The organism is Ensifer sp. R-19, assembly GCF_049905105.1.
Lineage (GTDB): Bacteria > Pseudomonadota > Alphaproteobacteria > Rhizobiales > Rhizobiaceae > Ensifer.
In genome coordinates, this window is sequence record NZ_CP184570.1 from 2259101 (window position 1) to 2284649 (window position 25549).

Here is a 25549-nt window from a genome sequence, read left to right on the forward strand (position 1 = left end):
AAATGCCATGAAATATCATTTTACCTAACCAGATTAAATATCCAATTTGGTGATGGAGGACAGAGCCCGTGCAGTTTGCCCGCATCAACGACATCACGATCCACTATCAGGTGATCGGCGCGACCGGCGACCGGCCGGTGCTGGTTTTTGCCAATTCGCTCGGCACGGATTTTCGCATCTGGCGCGACGTCGTCGTCCGGCTCGCCGGCGACTATGCCATCGTCCTCTATGACAAGCGCGGCCATGGCCTTTCCGATATCGGGCCGATCCCTTACGCGATCGAGGATCACGCCAACGACCTGGCCGGTCTGCTCGACATGCTCTCCGTCAAGCAGGCGATCGTCTGCGGCCTATCGGTCGGTGGGTTGATCGCGCAGTCGCTCTATCAGCGGCGGCCCGATCTCGTGCGTGCGCTGGTTCTTTGCGACACGGCGCACAAGATCGGCACCACCGAGATGTGGGCGGCACGTATCGCGGCCATCGAGGAACATGGCATTGAGGGGATCGCCGACGGCGTGCTTGAGCGCTGGTTCACGCCGGCCTTCCGCCGGCCGGAAAACACCGCCTATGCCGGCTATCGCAACATGCTGGTGCGCCAGCCGGTAACCGGCTACGTCGCCACCTGCGCCGCCATCCGCGATGCCGACTATACCGAGGCGGCTGCCCGCATCGCGGTGCCGACACTCTGCGTCGTCGGCGACCAGGACGGTTCGACGCCGCCCGATGTCGTGCTTGCGACCGCTCGTCTCATTCCCGGCGCGCGCTACGAAGTCATCCGCGACGCCGGCCACATTCCTTGCGTCGAAAACCCGGAGGCTTTGACCGCGGTGCTTCGCGCCTTCTTCGAAATCGCAATGCATGGAGACAAGCCGCATGAGTGACGCCTTCACGCCCTCGGACCGTTATCGCCAGGGCATGGCCACGCGCCGGGCCGTTCTGGGCGACAAGCATGTGGACCGGACCCAGTCGGCTTCCACCGATTTCGATCGCCCGTTTCAGGATCTGATCACTGAGGCCGCTTGGGGCCACGTCTGGTCGCGGCCGACCTGGACGAAGCGGGAGCGTTCGATTGTGACGATCGCGCTGCTCGCAGCCCTTGGTCAGGATGACGAGGTGGCCATGCATGTGCGCGCGACCGTCAACACGGGCGCCAGCCGCGACGATATCTGCGAGGCGCTGCTGCATGTGGCGATCTATGCCGGCGTGCCGGCGGCCAATCACGCGATCAAGATCGCCAAGCAGGTCTTTGCCGAGATCGATGCCGGCAAGGCTGCCTGACGGGGGAAGATGATGACCGACAGAACGAACGGAAAACCGGAGACGGGTGCCTTTTTCCCCCGCGACCGGCAATGGCATGCGCCGGCGCTGACGCCGGGCTACAAGACCTCGGTGCTGCGCTCACCACAGATGGCATTGTTGTCGCTCGACGGCACGATCTCGGAAATCACCGGCCCTGTCTTCGGCCATTCTGTCATCGGCGAACTCGACAACGACCTGATCCACAATTTCGCGCGGGCAGGCGAGAGCGCCATTGGCGAGCGCATCATCGTGCATGGTCGGGTGCTCGACGAGCGCGGCCGCGCCGTGCCGGGCGCGCTGCTCGAATTCTGGCAGGCCAATGCCGGCGGCCGCTACCGCCATAAGAAGGAAAGCTACCTCGCGCCGCTCGACCCGAATTTCGGCGGTTGCGGCCGCACGATCACTGACGACGAGGGGTTCTATGCTTTCCGCACGATCAAGCCCGGCCCCTATCCCTGGCCGAACGGCGTCAACGACTGGCGGCCAGCCCACATCCATTTCTCGGTCTTCGGCCACGGATTTGCACAGCGCCTGATCACCCAGATGTACTTCGAGGGTGATCCGATGATCTGGAAGTGTCCGATCGTCAACACGATCCCGGATCGCCAGGCGATCGAGCAACTGATCGCGCCGCTCGACTGGGCAAACACGATCCCATTTGATGCGCGCGCCTACAAATTCGACATCGTACTGCGCGGTCGCCGCTCGACCCTGTTCGAGAACCGGCTGGAGGGCAACTGATGGTGCAGCAGCTGAACTACCTCAAGGAAACGCCGTCGCAGACGGCCGGCCCTTACGTGCACATCGGACTGACGCCAAACTTCTGCGGGATCGGCGGCGTTTATCAAGCCGACCTCGGATCGCACATGGTGAATGAGCAGACGAAAGGGCAGCGCATTACCATTACTGGCCGCGTGATCGACGGCGCCGGCGCGCCGCTCAGGGACGCGCTCGTCGAGATCTGGCAGGCGGATGCTGCCGGCCTCTACAATTCGCCGACCGAAATTCGTGGCTCCGCCGACCCGAACTTCTCCGGTTGGGGGCGTTGTGCGACCGGTGCCGAGGATGGTGTCTTCACGTTCGAAACGGTGAAGCCCGGGGTTGTACCTTACAGTAGTGACCGGCAGATGGCGCCACATATCAGCTTCTGGATCGTGGCGCGTGGCATCAATGTCGGCCTGCAGACGCGCATGTACTTTCCGGACGAGGCGGAAGCCAACGCCGTCGATCCGCTGCTTGCGCGGATTGAACATCGTCATCGCGTCGCGACGCTTGTCGCGACGGGAGCCGCGCCTAATTATATTTTCGACATTCACCTGCAGGGTGAGAAGGAAACGGTCTTCCTCGACATCTGAACAGGAATGTCACGCCTGGACATGGGGGCGATGATTGATGCCCCCATGCAGCAGGTGGCATTTCGTTCGGCAAGAAGAAACGGGGAAACCATGACCTATTCCGCCTTCGACCATCCTTATCTCTCCGGGCTTCTGGGTGATGAGGCGGTTGCCGCCGAGTTTTCGGCCTCCGCCGATATTCATGCGATGCTCGCCTTCGAGGCGGCGCTTGCGCGGGCGGAAGCCGTGCACGGCATCATCCCGCCGAGCGCTGCCGATCGGATCACCGAAGCCTGCCGCGCCTTTTCGCCCGATGTCATCGCACTGAAGCGCGCCATGGGCGTGGATGGCGTGGTCGTGCCGGAACTCGTCCGGCAATTGCGGGCGGCCGTCGGTGGCGAGGCGGCGGAATACGTACATTACGGTGCCACCAGCCAGGATGTGATCGACACCAGCCTGATGTTGCGGATGAAGGCGGTCGCCGAGCTTTTCGCCGTGCGCCTCGGCAATGTCGTCTCGGTGCTCGAAGAATGCGACAGCGAATGGGGGGATCGCGCGCTGATGGGGCGTACCCGCATGCAGGCGGCAATCCCGATCACCGTCTCCGACCGGTTGCGCAGCTGGATCGAGCCGCTGCTCGATCATATGGATCGGCTGGAGGCGATGGACCGTGATCTGTTCGCCGTGCAGTTCGGCGGCGCCGCGGGCACGCTCGATAAACTTGACGATCGAGCCGACGAAGTGCGCGCCACGCTCGCCGAAGAGCTCGGCCTTGCCGATTTTCCGCAATGGCACAGCCAGCGCTCGGAGGTCGCGGATTTTGCCAGCGCGCTGTCGCTGGTGACCGGCAGCCTCGGCAAATTCGGTCAGGATGTCGCGCTGATGGCGCAGCAAGGCGATGAGATCGAGCTTGCCGGCGGCGGTGGTTCCTCGGCGATGGCGCACAAGCAGAACCCTGTCGCGGCGGAGGTTCTGGTGTCCTTGGCGCGGTTCAACGCAACCCAGCTCTCCGGCATGCACCACGCGCTGGTACACGAGCAGGAGCGCTCCGGTGCCGCCTGGACGCTCGAATGGCTGATCATGCCGCAGATGGCCGGCGCGACGGCGGCCGCACTTCGCCTGGCGGCCGAGCTTGCGAGCAACATACGCCGGCTTGGCCGCGACTGAGCCCGCGGCAGCCGCGCGGTTCTTCAGCGGGCCGCACGCAACATCGAGCGATAGCGCACCTGGCTGTTCTTGAGGTGCTGGCGCATGGCGCTGCGTGCCTGTTCCTCGTCGCCATCCTGGATCGCGATTAGAATGGCCTCGTGTTCCGAGATCAATCGCGACAGTTCCGCTGCCGCCAGCACGGTTTCCTCGCCGCTTTCGGAAACCGCGCGGCGGGGAATAAGCGCGGTGCCCAGCATCTGCAGGAACTCGCTGAACCGCGGATTGTTGGTCGCCTGGGCGATCGCCAGGTGGAAATTGAAGTCGGCTTCCGCCGTGGGGCGACCCTCGGCAGCACTCGCACAGAAGCTGTCGAAGGCTTCGACGATCTTTTCTTCCTGTGCCGGCGAGCGGCGCAGGGCGGCAAGGGCGGCGGCATCACCTTCGACGGCGGTCCTGAGTTCCAGCATTTCGATCAGCGAAGAGACGCGCGCGAGATCGACACCATGGAAAGGCAGCGGAGCCACTGGCGTGGGTTCCAGCACGAAAACGCCGATACCGTGTCTCGCTTCGACCAGCCCGCCGGAGCGTAGGGCCGCGATCGCTTCGCGCACGACCGTGCGGCTGACGCCGAACTCCTGGGTAAGCTGCGCCTCCGATGGCAGGCGATCGCCCGGCTTATAGTGTCCGCCGGCGATCTGTCCGCCAAGTGCGTCGGTCACCCTGGCCACCAGCGTCTTGCCTTGTGGCGTTGTGTTGTCGGGGGCGGTGACGTTGCTCATGGGCATGGCCGTTTCTGGGACTTGGTGTGAGTTTCTGGATACGCCATTGCCGATCAAGGGCGCAATCCATTGGCAAGGCGTAGGGCCTACTTCTAAAAGATCGGATCATCGACGAAGGCGCCGCCCTGATACCGCACGAGCGAATCGCCCGGGTCCGGCTTCGGGCTGCTTGCGGCAATCTTATCGCGGAAGACTTCGGCATTGTCCTTCGGTCGCCAGCCGAGCCATCCAATGTGCGAATTGTCCCACCAGCCTGCGTCGTTGGCAGACGCGCCCCAGACGACCGGGCAGCCAAGAATCGGGACGCGGAATACGGCTTCGATCAGGGATGCGAAGTCGTCATGCGAAAGCCAGGTGGAAAGCATGCGGTAGTTGATGGGCTCCGGCAGGCACGAGCCTATGCGCACCAGCGCCGTCTCCTGGCCGAACTTCTCGAAGTACATGCGGGCAAGTGCTTCGCCGAAGCACTTCGACACACCGTAGAGCCCGTCCGGCCGGTAGGGGGCATTCGGGCTGAGCCGCTCGTTTTGCGGATAGTAGCCGATCGTGTGGTTGGTGCTGGCGAACAGGATGCGCGGCTTGTTGTTGGCGCGTGCAGCTTCGTAGAGGTTGTAGAGGCCGAGAATGTTGCCGTCGAGGATTTCGGAAAAGGGCCGTTCGACGGATATGCCTCCGAGATGCAGGATTGCATCGCAGCCGGCAACAAGGTCATGGACAGCGCCGGCATCGGCGAGGTCGCACTGAGCGCATTCTTCGTTCTCGCCGGGTGGGTCGAGCGGCGAACGGTCGGAAAGTCGGATCACCTTTGCCATCGGGGCGAGCTTTTTGCGCATGACGCGGCCCAATTGGCCTGCTGCGCCGGTGATCAGAAGTCGTTCCATCGCCCATCTCCTTCATGTCGGCGGGTAGGGTCCCGTCGACCATCAGTCAATCACATCATACAATACCGGCTAACATATAATACATGTTCTCTGCAACATGAATGGAGAGCTTGCGCGTTTGAATACCCTATCTGGCTCGGGTTCTGTGTTGCGTGGCAAGATGAAACGAGATTCGGTGCCAAAGGTGCGGGGTCATTGAATTTCGAAGGTCATATGATAACTTGTATTATAACATATTGACATGTATGTGATGACTTGCTTAGTAGGGCGCGTCGAGTATTAGGGAGGACTTGCGCGAAATGACCCCAGAACAGATCAAGGCCTCGCTTGGATCGGGCCTCCTTTCCTTCCCGGTCACGCACTTCGACAAGGACGGTCGCTTTGCGCCGGAAAGCTACAAGGCGCATGTCGAGTGGCTGGCGGGCTACAAGGCGCCGGTGTTGTTCGCGGCAGGTGGCACCGGCGAATTCTTCTCGCTGAAGCCCGATGAAATTCCCGGCATCGTCGCCGCCGCCAAGGAGGTTGCCGGCGATACGGCTATCGTATCCGGCTGCGGTTATGGCACGGAGATGGCGGTCGATATCGCCCGCTCGGTCGAGCGGGTCGGTGCCGATGGCATCCTGCTCCTGCCGCACTACCTGATCGATGCGCCGCAGGAAGGGCTTTACGCCCATGTGAAGCAGATCTGCCAGTCGGTCGGCATCGGTGTCATGGTCTATAACCGTGACAACTCCGTGCTGCAGCCCGACACGCTGGCGCGGCTCTGTGACGAATGCCCGAACCTGATCGGCTTCAAGGATGGCACCGGTGATATCGGCCTCGTGCGCCAGGTCACCGCCAAGATGGGCGACCGGCTGATGTATCTCGGCGGCATGCCGACGGCGGAACTGTTCGCCGAAGCCTATCTCGGTGCTGGCTTCACCACCTATTCGTCCGCCGTCTTCAACTTCGTTCCGGGTCTTGCCAACGAGTTCTATGCGGCGCTGCGCAGCGGCGACCGCGCCACCTGCGAGCGCATCCTCAACGATTTCTTCTATCCGTTCATGGCCATCCGCAACCGCGCCAAGGGCTATGCCGTTTCGGCGGTCAAGGCGGGCGTGCGCCTGCAGGGGTTCGATGCGGGTCCGGTGCGCAGCCCGCTCAAGGACCTGACGGATGAGGAAGTCGAGATGCTCGACGCCCTCATCGGCAGTCACAAGCGCAAAGCGTGACGGGCAGGGAGGAGTGGCATGAAGATCACCGCCGTCCGCACGCATCTCCTCGAGCATCGGCTGGCGGTGCCCTTCGAAAGCGCGTCGATGCGCTTTGATCGGCGCGCGCATGTGCTAGTCGAGATCGAATGCGATGACGGGACCGTCGGCTGGGGCGAATGCCTTGGGCCGGCGAGACCCAATGCGGCCGTGGTCGCGGCCTATTCCCCCTGGCTGATCGGCCAGGACCCGCGCCAGACCGAAAAACTCTGGGCGATTCTCTACAATGCGCTGCGTGATCAGGGGCAGCGCGGTCTGGCGATCACGGCGCTGTCCGGCATCGACATCGCGCTCTGGGATATCAAGGGCAAGCATTACGGCGCATCCGTCTCGATGCTGCTTGGTGGCCGCTGGCGCGAGAGCGTGCGCGCCTATGCGACCGGCAGCTTCAAGCGCGACGGCGTCGATCGCGTCTCCGACAATGCCATGGAGATGGCGGAACGCCGGGCGCAGGGGTTTCACGCCTGCAAGATCAAGATCGGCTTTAGCATCGACGAAGACCTGCGCGTCATCCGTGCCGTGCGCGAAGCGATCGGCGATGAAATGCGGCTGATGATCGATGCCAATCACGGCTACACCGTCACCGAGGCGATCCGCCTCGGCAAGGCGGCGGCGGACTACGATATCGACTGGTTCGAGGAGCCAGTGGTGCCGGAACAGCTTTCGGCCTATCGCGAGGTGAGAGCCGGGCAGCCCATCCCGGTTGCCGGCGGCGAGACCTGGCACACCCGCTATGGCATTTGGGCGGCGATCGAGAGCCGTGCCGTCGATATCCTGCAACCGGATCTCTGCGGCTGCGGCGGGTTCTCCGAGATGGCGAAGATCGCAAGTCTTGCGACGTTGCACGGCGTGCGCATCGTGCCGCATGTCTGGGGTACCGGCGTGCATCTTGCCGCTGCGCTACAGTTCATGGCGGCGATGACGCCAGATCCGGTGCGGGTAAACCCGATAGAGCCGATCATGGAGTTCGACCGGACGGAGAATCCCTTCCGCCAGGCGGTGCTGAAGGCGCCGATCGAAACCGTGAATGGTGTCGTTGCCATCCCGGACGCGCCCGGTCTCGGCATCGAGATCGATCGCGGTGCGCTCGCCCAGTTCAAGATGCCCGAGGCTTGAGATGATCGAGCGCACCCTCTCCGGCTGTCCTCCTGAACCCCGTCTGCCGAAGGGCACGGTCGATGCCCAAATGCACATGTATCTGCCGGGGTTTCCGTCGCTTCCCGGCGGTCCGCCTTTACCGGCTGAACCGTTGCCAGACGTCACGGCCTATCGCGGGGTCATGGATTGGCTCGGTATCGACAGGGTGATCATCACCCAGGGCAATGCCCACCAGCGGGACAACGCCAACACGCTTGCCTGTGTCGCCGCCATGAGGGATGCAGCACGTGCCGTCGTCGTCATCGACGAAACCACGTCCGATGCGGACATGCACGGGCTGAGCGCATCCGGCGCCGTCGGCGCACGCATCATGGATCTGCCCGGTGGCGCGGTGGGGCTCGACGCGCTGGAAGCGATCGACGCACGGGCACACGCGGCGGATTGGATGATCGCCGTGCAGTTCGATGGCAACAGGATACTTGACCACCTGCCGCGGCTGGAGCGCATCCGTTCGCGCTGGGTGCTCGATCACCACGGCAAATTCTTCGCCGGCGTCGACCCGGATGGGCCGGAGATTGCAGCACTTCTCAAACTGATCGACAGGGGCAATGTCTGGTTCAAGTTCGCGGGCGCCTACGAGAGTTCGCGAGCGGGATGGCCCTATGCAGACGTGGCCGCCTTTTCGCGCAGGATCGCCGACCATGCCCCGGAACGTATCATCTGGGGCTCGAACTGGCCGCACAACATGATCCGGAAAACGGAAGACTATCCCAATGACGCGCGGCTCGCCGAACTGGTCCTCGGCTGGCTTGCCAACGACCGGGCAAAGCATCTGGCCCTCGTTGAGAACCCGGAACACCTGTTCAAGCTGCCGGCCTTCGCGGCGGCGTGACTTCGACCCGCGGCCGGAGCCGGGAGGCTCCCTGTCGGGCCCAAGGACATGAGATTTCGCATGCCGGCCCGGACGGGCAGCAACTCGGCCTTGGGAGAGGCCGAAGCACGATTAGAGGAGGAGGAAAACATGAAGAAAATTGCAGGCATGCTTTGCGTCGCAATGGGGCTGGCGTTTGCCGGCACAGCGGCGCAGGCGCAGGAAATCACCTTGCGTTCGGCGGACATCCACCCGGACGGCTATCCGACGGTTGAGGCCGTGAAGTACATGGGGCAGCTGCTGTCCGAGCGCAGCAACGGCCGGATCAAGATCGAGGTCATGAACAACGGCGTGCTCGGTGGCGAGAAGGACACGATCGAGCAGACCCGCTTCGGCGTCATCGACATGAACCGGGTCAATGCGGCGCCCTTCAACAACCTCGTCAAGGAGACGATGGTCCTTGGCATGCCATTCCTGTTCCGCTCGACCGAGCACATGCACAAGACGGTCGACGGCCCGATCGGCGAGGAGGTTCTCGCCGCTTTCGAGCCGCACGGTCTGATCGGTCTCGCCTTCTACGATTCCGGCGCCCGTTCCTTCTACACGACCAAAAAGCCGATCGAGAAACTGGCCGATCTCAAGGGGCTGAAGATCCGCGTGCAGCAGTCTGATCTCTGGATCGCGATGATGCAGGCCTTCGGCGCCAACCCGACGCCAATGCCGATGGGCGAGGTTTACTCGTCGCTCGAGACCGGTGTCGTCGACGGTGCCGAGAACAATTGGCCGTCCTACGAGTCCGCCCGTCATTTCGAGGTGGCCAAGAACTACTCGCTCACCGAACATTCTCTCAACCCGGAAATCCTGGTGATCTCCAAGATGAGCTGGGACAAGCTCTCCGCCGATGACCAGGGCCTGATCCGCCAGGCGGCAAAGGATTCCGTCGGCAAGATGCGCGAATTGTGGAGCGCGCGCGAAAAAGTCTCGGAAGAGAAGGTTCGCACCGCCGGTGCAAACGTCATCAAGGTCAACAAGGAAGAGTTTGCCGCCGCCATGGGGCCGGTCTACGACCAGTTCGTCAGCGACCCGAAACTCAAGGACCTTCTCGAGCGGGTGAAGGCGGTCAAGTGACAGCAGACGGCGGGCCGGCTCCGAGAATGGAGCCGGCTTTCGCAACTGTCCATTGATCGCTTTTGCGGAGGAGGAAGAGACATGCGTCGTTTCATGCGGGCGATGCGCCCGGTTCTCGGAGCGCTAAGCCGCGCGTCGCTCTATATCGCCGGCACCGGCATGGTCGCTATGACGTTGATCGTCGGCTGGCAGGTCTTTGCCCGCTACGTCTTGAACGACTCGCCAAGCTGGTCTGAACCCTTGGCCCTTCATCTCATGGCCTGGTTCATCATGCTCGGTGCCGCCGTCGGCGTGCGCGAAAGTGTGCATCTCGGGCTCGATGTCATCCGTCATGTGATGAAGCCTTCAGTGCAAATGGCCATGGACCTGACGAGCCTTGGCCTGATCGTCATCTTCGGCGCTTCCATGGCCTATTACGGCCTGCTTCTTTGCGTCGGCACTTGGACGGCCACCATTCCCGTTCTCGGCTGGCCGGGAGGGGTCGACTTTTTTCCGCTCATTGTCGGCGGTGTGATGATTGCCCTGTTTGCCGCCGAGCGTTTGATCGATCTGGTTCTGGGTGTCGATGTCGCCGCAGATGTCGTCGTGCAGGAGATGGCCTGAATGGCTTACACTATCCTCTTCGGGGTCTTCACCCTCTTGATGTTCATCGGCACGCCGATCGCGTTTTGCCTCGGCATTGCCTCCTTCGCCACCGTTCTCTATCTCGGCCTGCCGCCGGTGGTGGTGTTCCAGCAGTTGAATTCCGGCATGAACATCTTCGCCATGATGGCGATCCCGTTCTTCATCTTTGCCGGCGACCTCATGGTGCGCGGTGGCATTGCCAACCGGCTGATCCAGTTTGCCGCCGGCCTCGTCGGGCACCTTCGCGGTGGTCTCGGCCAGGTCAACATCGTCGCTTCGACACTCTTCGGCGGCATCTCCGGCTCGGCAGTGGCGGATGCCTCGGCGGTCGGCGGCCTGATGATCCCGCAAATGGCAAAGCGCGGCTATGACCGCGACTATGCCGTCAACGTCACGGTCAATGCGGCGATCATCGCGCTGATGGTGCCGCCGTCGCACAACATGATCCTTTATTCGATCGCGGCGGGCGGCAATGTCTCCGTCGCCGATCTCTTTACCGCCGGCATCATTCCCGGCCTGCTGCTTGCGCTTTCGCTGATGGTGACGGCCTATATCGTTGCAAGGCGCAGAGGCTATCCGGCCGAGCCGTTTCCGGGATTTTCCAAGGTCTTCTATTACCTGCTCGCCTCATTCCCCGGTATCGTGCTGATCGGAATCATTTTCGGCGGCGTACGCTCCGGCGTCTTCACCGCCACCGAGAGCTCTTGCATCGCCGTGCTCTATGCTTTCCTCGTCGCCATGCTGGTTTACCGCGAGCTGGATTGGACCGGTTTCGTCGAGGCGGTGATGGGGGCGGTGCGCACCACCGCCATGGTGCTTCTGGTCATCGGCATGGCGGCGTCCTTCGGCTGGCTGATGGCGTTCCTGCAGGTGCAGGCGCTGATGATCAGCGCGATCAGCGCGATCTCGGAAAACCCGATTATCGTGCTGCTTGTCATCAACATCATCCTGCTGTTCCTTGGCACCTTCATGGACATGGCGCCGATGGTGATCATCTGCACGCCGGTGCTCCTGCCGGTGGTGAAGGCCTTCGGCATCGATCCGGTGCATTTCGGCGTGGTGATGATCCTCAACGCCGGCATAGGGCTCAACACGCCACCGGTCGGCACGGTGCTGTTCGTCGGCTGTGCCGTTGGCGGGATTTCCATTCGCGAGGCGATGCGCACCATCTGGCCGTTCTTCGGCGCCAGCATCGCGGTGCTGATGGCGGTCACCTACATCCCGGCCCTGTCGCTCTGGCTGCCGTCGGTCTTCAAGTGAGTTGACGGTCTCGATGCTTTCGGGCTCGGCATCACTGCCGGCCCGGTCTACCCCCCGCGATGGGTCGGCTATTCGTTCCTGTTGGCAGCGATGCATTGTCGCTCCAAGCGCTTCAGGAAAACGCCGATCTCCTTTGCCGCCTGCAGATCGCCCTTCCGTTCGGCGACAACGCGACCTTCGCGCCAGACCTGGATCGCCTCTTCGAACCGGGCGAGCTTGTGCAGGATGGCACCGCGCAGTTTCCACGCTGCCGAGTAATCCGGGTCGAAGGCGATTGCCCGCTCGACATGGGCAAGTGCGGTTTCGAGATCCGCCTCCTGAAGGCAGATACTGCCGAGCGTGAAGCGCAGCAGGGCGTCATCCTTGCCGTCTTGTAAGAGCTTTTCGAGCACTTGCCGCATTGCTGGCGTTCCTCCTACACGATCGCCGATTCAGGCCGCAGGCTTGGTTGGGGCGAGGACCGCATGTCCTTTGCCCGGCGGCGCCGGCAACGATCTCGCCCTGTCGAGAGACTGATATCGCCGGCGGCTCCAGATCAAGGGGTCGGCATGGGTGGAAGTCTCGGTTGCGACAATTGTTCCGACGAACAGCGTGTGGTCCCCGACCTGCATCGAAGCGCTGAGCACGCAGTCGAGCGCAGCGGCGGCCCCGAGAAGCCTTGGCCGTCCGCTCGGCCAGTCGGCCCAGATGCCGACGAGGTAACGCTTGGACGCTTCGATCTTGCCGGCGAAGGCATCCGCGATCAGTTCCTGCCCCTCAGCCAGCATGGCCAGCGAGAACCCCTCTTCAGCGGCGATCAATGTGGCGAGCGGACTGTCCGCCTTGATCGAAATGACGATTGATGGCGGGTTGGCGGAGAGCGAGAAAGTGGCGGTCACGGTCCGGCCGAGACTATCGGCGCCCCTACCGGAGCTTGCCACGCAGACGGTAGCGGCGAGATGCGACAGGGTGTCGGCGAACTCCGGTTTCGACACGGCCAGGTCGGCGTGGGCGTCGATATCGACGGAGAGCGAATATGTCTGGCGCATGGGTCTTGTTCCAACTGAGGTAGCCCGTGGCGGCGGGGAGACGCCACGGGGGTTTGCGAAAGCCCAGGCGCAGGCGGGGGCGAGAGGGCCGTCGCAAATTCTCTGACCATCCGATCCGCGAGCCGGTTCCGGCTCGCGGTGCTCATCGGCAGGTCAGGCGGACTTCAATTCCGCTTCGGCAAACTCGTAGTTGGCGAGCTTGTCGAGGAAGTTCGAGGTGTAGTCCGGTCGGCGGTTGCGGTAGTCGATGTAATAGGCATGTTCCCAGACATCGAGGCCAAGCAGGGCCTTGCCTTCGTTGGTTGCGACCGGATTGGAGCCGTTGGCGGTCTTCGTCACCTTGAGCTTGCCGTCAGGGCCGAGTACGAGCCAGGCCCAGCCGGAGCCGAACTGGCCGGTGGCGGCGGCCTTGAAGGCATCCTTGAAGCCTTGAACGCTGCCGAAGTCTTCGGTGATCTTGTTTTCGAGCGCGCCTGGGATCTGGCCACCCTTGGGCGAAAGGCTTTTCCAGAAGAGGATATGGTTCCAGTGTTGGCCGGCATTGTTGAAGACCGGCGCCAGTTCCGCCTTGCCGTGGCTGAGACGAATGATCTCCTCGAGCGACAGGCCGGCAAGCGATGCGTCCTTCTCGACGAAGCCGTTCAGCGCCGTGACATAGGCTTGGTGGTGCTTGCCGTGGTGGAATTCGATCGTCTCGGCGCTCATGCCGTTTTCAGCGAGTGCTGCGGGTGCATAGGGAAGGGCGGGAAGTTCGAAGGCCATGATCAATTCCTTTGCGGGCGGGACACTCTCGACGGATCACTTGTCTGCGAATGGATGAGAGTGTATTTAGCAAGACAATTCTTTGTAAATCTGCGCGCGGGAATATGTCAAGCGATCACTTGTTAAATCCGGAGCAAAGCAGCGGCCGCACGCCGGGAGAGCGCATTATGCTGGCGCTGAAGCTGCATGGCCCGCAAACGGCGGCGGCACTGGGCAAGCGTCTGACGATTACCGGCGAGGCCGTCCGGCAGCAGCTCGTCCGCCTTGCCGAGGATGGCTTCGTCCTATCGTGGTCGGAGGCGAAAGGCGTCGGTCGTCCGTCGCAATTCTGGGGGCTGACCGCACTTGGACACGCTGAGTTTCCCGACACGCATGCGGAGCTGACCGTCCAGCTGTTGAGGACGATCCGGCAGACGCTCGGCGAGGCGGCGATCGATCGGCTGATCGCGGCACGGGAGAACGAGACGCGGGAGAACTACAGCGCGGCGATGAGTGACAAGAAGAGCCTGCGCGAGCGGGTGGACGAACTGGTGCGGTTGCGGTCGCAGGAGGGCTACATGGCGGCCTACGAGGATCCCGGCGACGGAACGCTGCTGTTTGTCGAGAACCATTGTCCGATCTGCGCCGCTGCGACGAGCTGCCAGGGCTTCTGCCGGGCGGAGTTGAGCGTGTTCCGCGCAGTGCTTGGCCCCGGGGTCGAGGTCGAGCGCGCCGAGCACATCCTCGCCGGCGCCCGCCGCTGCGCCTATGTCGTCAGGATGGTCGATCAGGCCGCCTGATCTGCCTTGGTAAAGGCGTGACGCCGCGCCCGGTTGAATACGAGCGCGGTGCCGGTGCTGGTCCTGTCAGCGCGCGCCCATACGCAAGGCGCCGTCGAGGCGGATGACTTCGCCATTCAGCATGCGGTTCTCGCAGATGTGCTGCACGAGGGCCGCAAACTCCTCCGGTTTACCGAGGCGCTGCGGGAAGGGCACGCTCTTGCCGAGCGAATCCTGCACTTCCTGCGGCATGCCGGCCATCATCGGCGTTTCGAAGATGCCCGGTGCAATGGCGACGACACGGATGCCATAGCGCGCAAGCTCGCGGGCGATCGGCAACGTCATCGAGACGACGCCGCCCTTGGATGCGGCATAGGCGGCTTGGCCGATCTGGCCGTCGAACGCGGCAACCGATGCGGTGTTGACGATCACGCCCCGTTCGCCGTCCTCGCCCGGCTCCTCCCGCTGGATTGCTTCGGAGGCAAGCCGCAGCATGTTGAACGTACCGATGAGGTTGATGCCGACCGCGCGCGAAAAGCTTTCGAGGCGATGCGGGCCGTCGCGGCCGAGCACCTTTTCGCCCGGCGCGATGCCCGCACAGTTCACCAGTCCTTGGAGATGGCCGAAGCGATCCAGAGCTGCTGCAACGGCGGCGGCGCCATCCGCTTCGTTGGTGACATCCGTCTTCTGGAAGAGGGCGTTGCTGCCAAGTTCCTCGGCCATCTTCTGTCCGGCCTCGGCGTTGACGTCGGCAAGAACCACACGGGCACCCTCGCCATGCAGCCGCCGCGCGACGGCTGCGCCGAGGCCCGAACCGCCACCGGTCACGATAAAGACTTTTCCATCGATCAGCATCTGAGGCTCCTCCCGTACCGGATCGTGTCGTTCGTGCATGTTTCCTTTAGTCGTGCCCGATCAAAGGGCAAAAACATGCAGCACGTCAAAGTGCTACAGCGACCTTAGCGCGTCTAACGAGAAGCGCGGCGCTGCAGGACATGGACATAGCCTTGCTGAGGCATGAAGCCAAGGGTGGCGGGTGCGGCGATGCGTCCATTCCCGGTCCGCGTCACCGCCTCCTTTCCGCAAACCGCTTTAGAAGTCCGCCACCAGGTGCGGTTCGCGCTCGGGTCCAAAGCGGGGTTGGACGCCGAGGAAGGAACCGGCGCGACTGATGATCTCCCGGACGACGGGCGCCGCTGTGTGCGCTGCCTGACGGCCGCCTCTCTCGCCCGTCAGCGGTGCATCGACGATCGAAAGGACGATGTAGCGCGGGTTATCCATGGGAAAGCCCGCTAGAAAGGCATTGAAATTGAGGTTTGTGGCGTATCGGCCATTGATGACCTTGTCCGCCGTGCCCGTCTTTCCTCCGACATGGAAGCCGGGCACCTGGGCGTGGCGGCCGGAGCCCAGTTGGCCGTTGCGGTTGTAAAGGTAGCGCATGTCGGCGCTCGTCGTCGGCTGCAGGACTTGCTGAGCCTGTGCCTTCGCCGTCTCGGAGGATCGCGGAAGGAACGTCGGAGAGATCAGGGTGCCGCCGTTCAGCAGAGCGGCCGCGGCGACCGCGGTTTGCAGCGGCGTGGTCGCAACGCCGTGTCCGAAGGATATGGTCACCGAATTGATCTTCTTCCAGCTCCGGGGCTGCGTGGGCGTTGCGACACCCGGCAGCTCGGTCTCCATCCTGGAAAGAAGCCCAAGCCTGGTGAGAAAGGTCTGATGTCCCTCGATGCCAACCATATCGGCGACCGCGGCGGTTCCGATATTGGATGAATACTGAAAGACCTCGGGAATGGTGAGGGGGCGATACTTGCCGCGAAAATCCTTGATGGTGAAGCCGCCCATGCGGATGGGGCGCGATGCATCGACCACGGAGTTGAGGCTGATCTTGCCGGCGTCCAGTCCCATTGCCAGGGTGAAGCTTTTGAACGTCGAGCCCATCTCGAACGTCGCATTGCTCATCCGGTTGAACCAGCCCTTTTCGTATTCCTTGTCGATATTGCCATCCGGCAGCGTGCGCGAAGGCTGGTTCGGATCGTAGTCGGGCACCGAAGCCATCGCGATAACTTCTCCCGTCTCCACATCTAAGACCACGGCACCGGCGGCTTCCGCCTGGTAGTCGATCATGGCGCGCGCAACCGCTTCCCGAACGATGCTCTGAACGCGAAGGTCGATCGAGAGCTTGACCGGCTCGAGCGGGGTGTTGCCGGTCAATCCCGCCGCCCGGAGATCGGCAAGTCCTTGCTGATCGATGTAGCGCTCCATGCCCTGCAGGCCCTGATTGTCGACGTTGACATGCCCGAGGATATGCGAGGCCGTCGATCCGCCCGGATAAAAGCGCCGCTTTTCCGGCCGGAAGCCGATGCCGGGAATGCCGAGTGCCAATATGTCTGCCTGCTGGCGCGGCGTGAGCTGTCGCCGCAACCACTGGAAGGCGGTGCCGGATCGCAGCTTCCGGTGCGTATCGCGCCAGTCGAGATTGGGAATGACGGTCGCGAGCTTCTCGACGACTTCGTCCGCATCGACGATCTTTCGTGGTTCGGCATAGAGCGACACCATGTTGACGTCGGTCGCCAGCAGTTCTCCATGCCGATCGACGATGTCAGGGCGGGAGGCCACAGCGTGGTTGGTGTAGTTGATCCACGCCGTCTCGACAGGTCTTTCCAGTCCGTACTGGACCAGTCGCCCCATGATCACCAGAAAGATCACGGCAAAGCCGGCGATGATGATGCCAAGCCGTTGCCTTGCCTGCGTTCTCCGGCCCAAGGTGATGCCGACGACCGCTCCGCTTTTGCCACTGACGTTTCGTTTCAGGGAAAAATGTGCCCGGCTTTTCAGCCGGACGGCGAGAGAGATCAATGTCATTCCGAACGCATCCAGATCTAAGCCACCCGAAGCTATGGGATCGGTCTGCCAGCCGGCACACCGAAGAAGGCTCTCGGACGCGAATTAAAAGAGGATAGGCTTTGCCTGTGCGGCTAAAATTGTTCGGTATGTCCTAACAACCTATTAACTCTTGCGCGTTCTGGTTGTTGATCCACAGGCAATCGACGGACAACCGCGTGGAGACCGGATCAATGCCGGAAGAAAAGGGCCTGCGCGTCTCTCCGGCGCGGAAGGCGCGAACTTGAAACTAGCGCTGCGCGATCGGCGATATATCGATGATCCTGATGCCGACGGCGTTGCTGGATTCGTCATAGACGATTTCCCCTCGGCCGATGACCATGCCGTTGACCTTGAGTTCGACCGGATCGCCGAAATCGCGGTCGAGATGGATCGTATCATCAGGGTGGAGTTTCGAAATCTGAGAGACCGTCAGCCTGGCGCGACCGATGACCGCCTCGATCGCGAGCGGGATGCCCTGGACCGCCCGTTCGCTCATCACCGAGCGGCTCTCGAGCGCAGGTCTCTCATCGAGCTCGACCAGTTCATCCTGTAGCTTCTTGTTAATCATTCTGCACCATCCAAAGCACTGATTCACGACTCTTTAACAAAGAGTTGCGCCAGTTCGCCCTGGGTGGCAACCGTGGCTAAATGGGGGTTCCTCCTGCCTCGCAAGCGAGCGTTAACAAACAGTTAACATCCACAACGCGCGGCCGGCAGAAGGCCTCAAAGCGTCACCGCGTTCCAGTTTCCGTCCCGTTTTTGGAAACCGATCATGCGACGGCCGTTCGGCAACTTGTCGCCGAGTCGCACGACATAGACGTAGCCCTCGTAAACCATCAGACCCTGATCACCGTTGCTGTAAAGGATCTCGAAGCTCGGCTGGTTCGGGGAAGCGCCTGCTCCTGTCGGAGCCCCTGACGGATCGATCGCCGCCACTTCCGAGGAAATGTTTTGGGGACCAACCAGATAGTATAGCGACGACGCAAGGGCGGCGGCGCAGAGGAGGGCGCCGACCAGCGATGGCACCAGGCGCAGCTTGAAACGTGTTGGCGTCGGCTGAGGTGTTGCAACACTCAAGTTCGTTATCCCGATTCGATCAAATACTGCTATCGGAACCGTTTTCGCGCGGCATTAAGCGGCAGCCATTACAGACAATGCTGTTGGTGGGCGGCCGGATCTGCTTTGCGGAAGCCGTTCCCCGCTTCAATCCAAAGAGGTCACGACCTCTCAGAATCAACAGCATGCCCATTCGCCGATATCAGGGACATATGGTCCCGGTCGTTTCCACACCTTTTGAGTGTCTGCAACATTGGCCCCACTTCGCCTTCAAGTAGGGCCGATGAGATGCCTTGTCCGGGGGATATGTCGACCGGCCTCCTCTAGGCTGCTTCGCGCTTGCCGGTTTGGAGAAGCCGTAACCATGGGGTCAGGTGGAAGACGCTCATGAAGATGTACATCACGGTCATCCCGCCGAACTGCAGTCCCTGCTCGCCGGCACATAACATCTGCCCGACGTCGGCGCCCCATGCGCCGGTCGAAATCGCCATGAGCGCGAAGGTCGGCGACGCTGCGAGGGCGAGCCCATCGGCCGCCCTCCGTGCTGCCGTCCGGTGGACCTCCCGCGCGCTCGCAGAGAGGCTCGCGCTCATCGCACCGAGCCCGCGTCCTGGTTTCGCATCGCTGCCTCGCCCGCGTCCGAGACCTCGACCCAGCGCCGATCGGGAGCGGCGCCTTCGACATAGCTGTCGTTCCAGTTCCACCACTTGTAGGTCGGCGTCTGGGGATAGCCTTCGGGAGAGTCCTCCCAGACTTCCTGTCGGCCGAGCGGGGTGATGTCGAGATAGTTCCAGGTGCCGCCCATCTGCTCGTCACCGCGGTTGTTGATGAAGTAGGTACGGAACAGCCGGTCGCCGTCGCGGAAGAACACGTTGTGGCCGTGCCACTCGTCGACGCCGAAATCGAGGTCGAAGCTGTCGGTGATGGTATACCAGGGCATCGTCCAGCCCATGCGCGCCTTCAGCCTGGCAATATCGGCCTGCGGCGCCCGCGACGCGAAGACCAGAGTGGTGTCACGGGCGTTGAGATGGGCAAGGTGGGCAACCTGGTCGGCGACCATGGAGCAGCCGCGGCAGGCATGCTCGGGCCAGCCATAGACGCCCGGCTCGTAGAAGGCGCGGTAGACGATCAACTGATGCCGGCCGGCAAAGAGGTCAAGCAAGCTTTCCTTGCCCTCGGGGCCCTCGAAGACATATTCCTTCGTGACCGCCATCCACGGCATGCGCCGGCGCTCCGCAGCAAGCGCATCGCGAGCATGCGTGTGTGCTTTCTCCCTGACGAGCAGGTTCTGGCGTGCCTCTTCCCAGGCCTGTTGCGAGACCACCTGCGGCTTCTGCATGGCTGGCTGGTCGGTTGCCTGCCCATTCTCGACTGTCTTGGTCATGGCTTTCAATCTCCTCGTTTTAGACGAAGCCTGCGTCGCGCGGGCCGGAGCGCCGGGATGCAGGTTATCGTGCCGTCATCGAGGGTAGTTTGGCACCGCGGATCAAATGGCGGGAGTAACAACTGTGACGGTATTCATTCGGGCGGCGCGATGGGGGCGTGTGGGCCGGCGACCTTCCGCCCTAGAACCCGGCCAGCCGGATCTCGCCGGCGAAGAAATCGGCAAACGCCCTTACCTTCGGCAGCAGCAATCGATTGGTTGGATAGACGATATAGATGCCGCGCTCAGCAAGTTTGTGTTGCGGCAGGATCCGCACGAGCTTGCCTTGGGCGAGCAGCGGGTTGGCGATGAAGGATGGCAAGGCGCCGATACCGATGCCGGCCTGGACCATCTCGCTCAGCATCAGGCTGTTGTCGACGACGAAGCGTGCTGGCAGTTCGATGCTCGACCCGCCGTCGGGACCTTCCACGATCCAGCTTCCCGGCTGGTCGGCGAGCCGGTAGCTGAGGCAATCGTGGTTCTTGAGCTCGCTCACGCTTGCCGGCGTACCCCTGGCCGACAGATAGGCGGGCGCGGCGCAGATGATTTGTTCGACCTCGCCGAGCCGCTTGGCAATCAGTGATGAATCCGCAAGTGCTGCGCGCACGCGGATCGAGACATCGAACCCCTCCGAGACGACGTCGAGTACATGATCGTCGAGCGTCATGTCGACCTTCAACTGCGGATGCAGCGCCATGAAGCGGGCGAGCATCGGCGCAAGGACCGTCAGCCCGAAGGAGAGGGGGGCGTTGATCCGCAGCCGGCCATTGATCTCTCCGGCCTCGCCCGATGTCGAACGCTCCAACTGGTCGAGTTCGTCGAGGAGCCTGCAGCACTCGGCGAAATAACCACGCCCGGTCTCCGAGAGGCTCATGCGCCGGGTGGTGCGCAGAATGAGCACGGTGCCGAGGCGTTGCTCGAGTTGCCGGATCTGCTTGCTGATCGACGCATTCGATTGTCTGAGCTCTTCGGCCGCCTTGTTGAAGCTTTGAAGCTCGACGACGCGCCGAAACGCCCGCATGGCCGCCAGCAGATCCATAATTTCTCCAGAGTAAAATATCTATTCTCCATATCGCTGATTATTCGCGATGCCGCCAGCAATAAAGTGAGCTCAGCTTCCTGATGTTCAGGCAATGCAGAAAAAGGAGTTCACCATGTTCAACACCGCAACGTTCAGCCGCACAGTGGCGGTCTCTCTCGTGGCCGGATTGCTGGGGAGCGCGGCCTTCGCGCAGGAGGTCGGCAAGAGCCCCTGGGGGCCGAAGGACGAGATCGGGCGCCTCAACCTGATTACGCGCACCTCGCGCGCTGCGATCCTGTCGCGTATCGAGGGTGCCAAGTCCTACGACCTCGCGGTGGAGTATTTCATCGGCATGCCAAGCTGGGAGGCGGCCGGCGACCCGCCATACCAGATGTGGATGACACACACGCCGCACGGCACAACGGTTTCTGACCCGATGAAAGTCGGCAAGGAGATGAACCAGCACGTCAGTTACTCCGGTTCGGCCGTTTCGATGTACGCGCATATGGGCACGCATATCGATGCGCTGAACCACTTCGGCCTGAACGGCAAGATATGGAACGGTTATGCGGCAGCCGATCACCTGGGAGACCAGGGCTGGACCGTCACCGGCGCGGAGAAACTGCCGCCGATCGTTGCGCGCGGCGTCCTGATCGATGTCGCGGCGGCGAAGGGCATGCAGATGCTGCCGGAGAACTACCGCATCACCCGCAAGGACCTGCAGGAGGCGCTCGACAGCCAGGGCGTCAAGCTCCAGCAAGGCGACGTGGCGCTGATCCGCACGGGGCGCATGCAGCACTACGAAGACAAGTCCGCCTATATGAGCAACCCGCCCGGGCTGAGCATCGATGCGGCGAAGTTCCTGGTCGAAGACGGCGGCGCCATGGTCGTCGGTGCCGACAACCTGAGCTTCGAAGCGTTTCCGGCAGAAACCGAAAACAACTACATCCCGGTCCACACCTATCTACTGGCCCAACAGGGCGCGCCGATCATCGAGCTCATCAATCTCGAAGAGTTGTCGAAGGACCGGATTTACGAGTTCGCCTTTGTCGGCGCGTCGCTCAAGTTCCGCGGGGCCGATGCCGCACCGATCCGCCCCGTCGCCTTCCCGCTGCGCTAGTCTTTTCCTGAAAGCTCTTGCTTGAGAGGAAGAGCCAGCCGAACGATCAAACGACGAGGGCGCCGCGGCAACTCCGGGGCGCCTTCGCTCTGTCATCGGGCGATCTGAAAACGGGCCTGTCTCACCGATTAGTAAGTGCCCGCGCGCTTTCTGCGGCGCCTCTAATCGATGGCGGCGGGCATCTCGGTTTCGGCGCGGCTGCGCAGCGGCTTCTCCGGCATCAGATGGAACATCGCGAGCGACAGCACCATCGCCGCGGTGCAAGCGGCGAAAATATAGGCGAATGGCAGTGCCGAGGCGGTCGTTACACTGATTGCCTGAATGGCTTCACCACCCAGCGGCAGGCCATTGCCGAGCGCGATCGCCCCGAGGATCGCGACACCAAGGGCGCCGCCGAGCGATCGCAGGAAGGTCAGGACGCCGGTTGCAACGCCGAGATGCGCCTGGTCGACGGCGTTTTGCACGGAAATGGTCGCGACCGGAAACGTCATGCCGGAGCCGAAGCCTGCGCCCGAGGTCAATAGCACCAGCACCGATAGGTTTGTTCGCCCGGCGAGAGCGGCGAGCGCCGCCAGGCAGAGGAAGCTGAGGATGCTGCCGACGAGCGCCATTCGCTTGTAGTGGACGAGGCGCGGTATCGTCCGCGCGCTGGTCGTTGCTCCGAATACGGTGCCGAGCAACAGGCCGAGCATGATCAGCCCCGAGCCACCGGCGGAGAGGCCATGGAACGACTGCGCGTAGACCGGCAGATAGACCGAAAGGCCGACATTGGCACCCTGCGCCAGAAACATCGCCAGGGTTCCATAACGCACGATCGGATTGCTGAGCACTTCGAGCGAAATCAGAGGCTCGGTCACGCGCCGGAGGCGCAAGGCGAACGCACCCCAGAGAAGCGCCGAACAGCCGAGCAAACCGGCGATCGCCGGCGAAATCCATGCATAGCGGCTGCCGCCCCAATTCAGCGCCAGCAGCAGAAGCGCAGTTGCGGCGACGAGCAATGTGGCACCTGCTCCATCGATCCGGTGCGCCCTGGTTATAACAGGCAGTTTCTTCAACGGATTGCTGATGATCGCCAGGGCCGCAAGGCCGAGCGGGATGTTGATCCAGAAAATCAATGACCAGTGGAGATGCTCGGCGAAGGTGCCACCCAGCAGCGGCCCGGCGATGCTTGCCACCGCCCATGTTCCGGATATCCAGGCGGCGTAGCGTGCGCGCTCGCGTGGAGGAACGAGGTCGCCGATCACCGTTTGCGAGAGGGCGAAGAGACCGCCGCCGCCCAGGCCCTGAACCGCACGGCCGATGATCAGCGTCAGCATGTTCGGCGCCAGCGCGCTTATCAGCGACCCCGCAAGGAAGATGATTACGGCAGCGAAGATCGTCGGCCGTCGCCCGTGAATATCGGAGATCTTGCCATAAAGAGGCGCCATGGCCGTCGCGGTCAGGAGATAGGCCGTCACGACCCAGGGCAGATAGTCGCTGTGTCCGAGGGCCTTGCCGATCGTAGGCATGGCGGGCGCCACGATCGTCTGGTCGAGTGCGGCCAGAAGCATCGCGAGAAGGACTCCCCCGATGATGACGTTCTTCTCCGGCTCCGAGAGAGAGGCCGCCGTCGCGGTCGTTTCATTCGGGTGACGTATCTCATTCATGCAGGTGGTCCGATGCAGTCATTTCCACTTTGACGAGAGGCATTCAGAAAGGCTGGACGCGCGATAGTCAACCGTCCCGGCGATCGGGACGTCCAAGCCCTTCGCTCCTTCCTGGGCCGGGGCAAGCTGGGCGGAAGCCGCCGAGCCGTGTTGTCGAACAGGTTCTGGTCGCCGGTCTAGGCACTCCGGTGCCGTGCCATCAGCTTGGCCTGAAGCACGACTACGACGAGCAGGAAGGCGCCGCGGATGACCGATTGCCAGTAGGCGGAGAGCGATATCCAGCCGAGACCGTTTTCGAAGTTCAGGATGTTGAACACCATGGCGAGCAGCAAAGCGCCGGCCAGCGTTGCTCCGACCGAGCCCGAACCGCCTGACAGCAGCGTGCCGCCGACGACGACGGAGGCGATGGCGAAGAGCTCCCAGCCCACGCCTTCGGTCGGTTGGCCCGCGCCGAACTGCGAGGCGAGGATGACGCCGGCAAGACCGGCGAGCGTGCCCGAGGCGAGATAGACCCCGGTGAGCGCGCGTTCGACTTTCAGGCCCATCAGGCCGGCCGTCGCCTCCCCGTCGCCGATCGCCAGGATATGCCGGCCGACCGGGAGTTTTTCGAGCACGAGCCAACCGAGGACGTAGGCCGCAAGCGCGATCCAGGCGGGGATCGGGAAGCCGAGGAAGTCGTCCTGGCCGATCACGGTGAAGCCGGTATCATAGGAAACGGAAACCGACTGGTTGTTGGCCATCAGCAGGCCGGTGCCGTAGGCGGCCAGCATCGTCGCAAGCGTGGCGATGAAAGGCTGAATGCGCATCTTGGTGATGATGAACCCGTTGAGAGCGCCGACGGCGAGACCGGCCGCCATGCCGCCCACAAGCCCGGCCGCCCAATGATAGGGCGAGAGCAGCGCCGCCACCACGCTCGCCATCGCCGCGGTGCCGCCGACCGAGAGATCGATGCCGCCGGTGATGATGACGAAGGCCATGCCAAGTGCAATCAGCGCGAACATCGAGTTGTAGCGAAGGAAACTCAGGATGTTGTAGGGCGACAGGAAGTTGTCGTAGCGCAGCGCCCCGAAAAGAATGAGGCCGGCAAGTGCGAGGATGACGCCGAGCCGGGCGAGGTCACTGGTGTTCTTGACCATGAAGAGGCGAAGGATCGTTTGCATCAGGGTCGCCTCTAGTGCTTGCCGGCGCGTTGCTGGATGAAGACGGCCGTGATGATCAGCCCGGCCTTGACGATGAGGGCGGCCGCGTCGGGCACGCCATTGGCAAGCAGCGTGTAGCGCACCAGCTGGATGACGAGGGCGCCGAGCACCGTGCCGACGATGTTGGCCCGCCCGCCCGTTAGCAGTGTTCCGCCGACGGCGACCGCAGCGATGGCATCGAGCTCCATGCCGAGTCCGACTAGGTTCGCGTCGCTTGCGGAATTGCGCGCAACCACGATCAGGCCGGCCACGCCGGCAAGCGCGCCGCTCAGCATGTAGACGAAGAGCTTGACACGCTTCACCGGTACGCCGGTCAGGCGGGCTGCCTTCTCGTTGCCGCCGACGGCGATGATCTGCCTGCCGATGACGGTGTAGCGGATCATCGCCCAGGCCGCCGCAACGATGACGACCATCAGCACGACCTGGGCCGGGATGCCGGCGATCCGGCCGAGTGCGATGAACTGGAAGCCCGCGTTCTTGAAGACCTGCAGATTGCCGTTGGTCATCACCTGGGCGATGCCGCGGCCGGCGATGAAAAGGACAAGGGTCGCGATGATCGGCTGGATCGAAAAGCGCGTGACGAGGAACCCGTTGAACAGGCCGAACAGGCCGGCGACCACGACTGGCAGCAGGAAGGCCAGCGCCACTGCGAACCCCATGTTTTCGACCGGCCAGAACTGTCCCATGAAGATCATCGGTGCCAGCGCCCCGGCGATCGCCATCAGCGAGCCGACGGAAAGGTCGATGCCGCCGGTGGCGATGACGAGCGTCATGCCGGTCGCGACGATGACGATGGTGGCGACCTGGGTCAGGTTCACGTTCAGCGTCTGCAAGGAGAGGAAGTTCGGCGTGACGGCGACGTTGAAGAGGATCAGCGCAAGGAAGGCGACGAAGGTGCCGTAGCGGCCGGCCAACGTCATTAACCGGCTGCCGGACGAAAGGGCTCCCGATGGCTGTGGGGCAGGGGTCTCGATCGTCGTCAT

The 25549-nt window shown here is 62.7% G+C and carries 28 protein-coding genes; 13 read left to right on the forward strand and 15 right to left on the reverse strand.

The window, feature by feature from the left end; genetic code table 11:
• The first annotated feature begins 68 nt into the window (after window positions 1-68).
• The 5 genes from pcaD to ACN9MO_RS29665 all read left to right on the forward strand — a co-directional run bounded on the left by pcaD (window position 69) and on the right by ACN9MO_RS29665 (window position 3800).
• On the forward strand, window positions 69-881 hold the full coding sequence (gene pcaD, locus ACN9MO_RS29645; RefSeq protein WP_057251698.1) for a 3-oxoadipate enol-lactonase: 813 nt from the start codon (window positions 69-71) through the stop codon (window positions 879-881).
• Window positions 874-1278, forward strand: a complete 405-nt coding sequence (gene pcaC, locus ACN9MO_RS29650; RefSeq protein ID WP_113132216.1) for a 4-carboxymuconolactone decarboxylase — start codon at window positions 874-876, stop codon at window positions 1276-1278. Before pcaD ends, pcaC begins: the two co-directional genes overlap by 8 nt.
• Window positions 1279-1290: 12 nt before the next feature.
• The gene (gene pcaH / locus ACN9MO_RS29655; RefSeq protein ID WP_113132215.1) at window positions 1291-2040 is read left to right on the forward strand and encodes a protocatechuate 3,4-dioxygenase subunit beta; all 750 of its coding nucleotides are present in this window, start codon (window positions 1291-1293) and stop codon (window positions 2038-2040) included.
• On the forward strand, window positions 2040-2654 hold the full coding sequence (pcaG, locus tag ACN9MO_RS29660; protein ID WP_113132214.1) for a protocatechuate 3,4-dioxygenase subunit alpha: 615 nt from the start codon (window positions 2040-2042) through the stop codon (window positions 2652-2654). Before pcaH ends, pcaG begins: the two co-directional genes overlap by 1 nt.
• Before the next feature lie 90 nt (window positions 2655-2744).
• Window positions 2745-3800, forward strand: coding sequence for a 3-carboxy-cis,cis-muconate cycloisomerase (locus tag ACN9MO_RS29665; protein ID WP_057252090.1), 1056 nt, complete (start codon window positions 2745-2747; stop codon window positions 3798-3800).
• A gap of 23 nt (window positions 3801-3823) precedes the next feature.
• Here ACN9MO_RS29665 and ACN9MO_RS29670 read toward each other — a convergent pair whose 3' ends face one another.
• Window positions 3824-4561 (reverse strand): FadR/GntR family transcriptional regulator, encoded by a 738-nt coding sequence (locus ACN9MO_RS29670; RefSeq protein ID WP_110879091.1) that lies wholly within the window; start codon window positions 4559-4561, stop codon window positions 3824-3826.
• Between the two features lie 92 nt (window positions 4562-4653).
• Window positions 4654-5442, reverse strand: a complete 789-nt coding sequence (locus ACN9MO_RS29675) for an NAD-dependent epimerase/dehydratase family protein (protein ID WP_112995165.1) — start codon at window positions 5440-5442, stop codon at window positions 4654-4656.
• Window positions 5443-5741: 299 nt separating this feature from the next.
• On the opposite strand from ACN9MO_RS29675, the gene kdgD reads away from it, so the two are divergent.
• From kdgD to ACN9MO_RS29705, 6 genes are all read left to right on the forward strand, one after another.
• The gene (gene kdgD / locus ACN9MO_RS29680; protein ID WP_218373142.1) at window positions 5742-6653 is read left to right on the forward strand and encodes a 5-dehydro-4-deoxyglucarate dehydratase; all 912 of its coding nucleotides are present in this window, start codon (window positions 5742-5744) and stop codon (window positions 6651-6653) included.
• Between the two features lie 18 nt (window positions 6654-6671).
• Complete coding sequence (locus ACN9MO_RS29685; protein WP_113133625.1) at window positions 6672-7808, forward strand: mandelate racemase/muconate lactonizing enzyme family protein; 1137 nt, start codon at window positions 6672-6674, stop codon at window positions 7806-7808.
• Window position 7809: 1 nt separating this feature from the next.
• A complete protein-coding gene (locus ACN9MO_RS29690) occupies window positions 7810-8682 on the forward strand; it encodes an amidohydrolase family protein (RefSeq protein WP_244495650.1) in 873 nt (290 codons plus the stop codon).
• Window positions 8683-8811: 129 nt separating this feature from the next.
• Window positions 8812-9789 carry a TRAP transporter substrate-binding protein gene (locus tag ACN9MO_RS29695; RefSeq protein ID WP_112997354.1) on the forward strand — a complete coding sequence of 326 codons (978 nt, stop codon included), beginning with the start codon at window positions 8812-8814 and terminating at the stop codon, window positions 9787-9789.
• 81 nt (window positions 9790-9870) lie between these two features.
• Window positions 9871-10392, forward strand: a complete 522-nt coding sequence (locus ACN9MO_RS29700; protein ID WP_065376842.1) for a TRAP transporter small permease — start codon at window positions 9871-9873, stop codon at window positions 10390-10392.
• Window positions 10393-11673 (forward strand): TRAP transporter large permease, encoded by a 1281-nt coding sequence (locus ACN9MO_RS29705; protein ID WP_058323221.1) that lies wholly within the window; start codon window positions 10393-10395, stop codon window positions 11671-11673.
• A 68-nt stretch (window positions 11674-11741) separates the two neighbouring features.
• On the opposite strand, the gene ACN9MO_RS29710 is transcribed toward ACN9MO_RS29705, so the two are convergent.
• The 3 genes from ACN9MO_RS29710 to ACN9MO_RS29720 form a co-directional block, all read right to left on the reverse strand.
• Window positions 11742-12074, reverse strand: a complete 333-nt coding sequence (locus ACN9MO_RS29710; protein ID WP_058323222.1) for a tetratricopeptide repeat protein — start codon at window positions 12072-12074, stop codon at window positions 11742-11744.
• Window positions 12075-12104: 30 nt separating this feature from the next.
• The gene (locus tag ACN9MO_RS29715; RefSeq protein ID WP_112997355.1) at window positions 12105-12701 is read right to left on the reverse strand and encodes a flavin reductase family protein; all 597 of its coding nucleotides are present in this window, start codon (window positions 12699-12701) and stop codon (window positions 12105-12107) included.
• Between the two features lie 153 nt (window positions 12702-12854).
• On the reverse strand, window positions 12855-13463 hold the full coding sequence (locus ACN9MO_RS29720) for a superoxide dismutase (protein WP_112997356.1): 609 nt from the start codon (window positions 13461-13463) through the stop codon (window positions 12855-12857).
• 167 nt (window positions 13464-13630) lie between these two features.
• Between ACN9MO_RS29720 and ACN9MO_RS29725 the strand changes: the two genes are divergently transcribed.
• Window positions 13631-14242, forward strand: a complete 612-nt coding sequence (locus ACN9MO_RS29725) for a helix-turn-helix transcriptional regulator (RefSeq protein ID WP_082615899.1) — start codon at window positions 13631-13633, stop codon at window positions 14240-14242.
• A gap of 66 nt (window positions 14243-14308) precedes the next feature.
• On the opposite strand, the gene ACN9MO_RS29730 is transcribed toward ACN9MO_RS29725, so the two are convergent.
• The 7 genes from ACN9MO_RS29730 to ACN9MO_RS29760 form a co-directional block, all read right to left on the reverse strand.
• Window positions 14309-15076 (reverse strand): 3-hydroxyacyl-CoA dehydrogenase, encoded by a 768-nt coding sequence (locus ACN9MO_RS29730; RefSeq protein WP_057251685.1) that lies wholly within the window; start codon window positions 15074-15076, stop codon window positions 14309-14311.
• 237 nt (window positions 15077-15313) lie between these two features.
• Window positions 15314-17080 carry a peptidoglycan D,D-transpeptidase FtsI family protein gene (locus ACN9MO_RS29735; protein WP_162728213.1) on the reverse strand — a complete coding sequence of 589 codons (1767 nt, stop codon included), beginning with the start codon at window positions 17078-17080 and terminating at the stop codon, window positions 15314-15316.
• A 268-nt stretch (window positions 17081-17348) separates the two neighbouring features.
• On the reverse strand, window positions 17349-17669 hold the full coding sequence (locus ACN9MO_RS29740; protein ID WP_057251683.1) for a FliM/FliN family flagellar motor switch protein: 321 nt from the start codon (window positions 17667-17669) through the stop codon (window positions 17349-17351).
• 155 nt (window positions 17670-17824) lie between these two features.
• Window positions 17825-18178: a hypothetical protein gene (locus ACN9MO_RS29745; protein ID WP_057251682.1), complete on the reverse strand. Its 354-nt coding sequence runs from the start codon at window positions 18176-18178 to the stop codon at window positions 17825-17827.
• Between the two features lie 302 nt (window positions 18179-18480).
• Window positions 18481-18750, reverse strand: a complete 270-nt coding sequence (locus tag ACN9MO_RS29750) for a hypothetical protein (RefSeq protein ID WP_057251681.1) — start codon at window positions 18748-18750, stop codon at window positions 18481-18483.
• On the reverse strand, window positions 18747-19541 hold the full coding sequence (locus ACN9MO_RS29755; RefSeq protein ID WP_057251680.1) for a DUF899 domain-containing protein: 795 nt from the start codon (window positions 19539-19541) through the stop codon (window positions 18747-18749). Before ACN9MO_RS29755 ends, ACN9MO_RS29750 begins: the two co-directional genes overlap by 4 nt.
• A gap of 181 nt (window positions 19542-19722) precedes the next feature.
• Window positions 19723-20619, reverse strand: coding sequence for a LysR family transcriptional regulator (locus tag ACN9MO_RS29760; RefSeq protein ID WP_112997357.1), 897 nt, complete (start codon window positions 20617-20619; stop codon window positions 19723-19725).
• A gap of 115 nt (window positions 20620-20734) precedes the next feature.
• Here ACN9MO_RS29760 and ACN9MO_RS29765 point away from each other — a divergent pair, with 115 nt between their 5' ends.
• On the forward strand, window positions 20735-21721 hold the full coding sequence (locus tag ACN9MO_RS29765; protein ID WP_112997366.1) for a cyclase family protein: 987 nt from the start codon (window positions 20735-20737) through the stop codon (window positions 21719-21721).
• A gap of 161 nt (window positions 21722-21882) precedes the next feature.
• Here the strand turns inward: ACN9MO_RS29765 and ACN9MO_RS29770 are convergent, their stop codons facing one another.
• From ACN9MO_RS29770 to ACN9MO_RS29780, 3 genes are all read right to left on the reverse strand, one after another.
• A complete protein-coding gene (locus ACN9MO_RS29770) occupies window positions 21883-23367 on the reverse strand; it encodes an MDR family MFS transporter (protein ID WP_112997358.1) in 1485 nt (494 codons plus the stop codon).
• Window positions 23368-23543: 176 nt separating this feature from the next.
• Window positions 23544-24527, reverse strand: a complete 984-nt coding sequence (locus tag ACN9MO_RS29775) for an ABC transporter permease (protein WP_112997359.1) — start codon at window positions 24525-24527, stop codon at window positions 23544-23546.
• Between the two features lie 11 nt (window positions 24528-24538).
• Window positions 24539-25549, reverse strand: a complete 1011-nt coding sequence (locus ACN9MO_RS29780) for an ABC transporter permease (protein WP_112997360.1) — start codon at window positions 25547-25549, stop codon at window positions 24539-24541.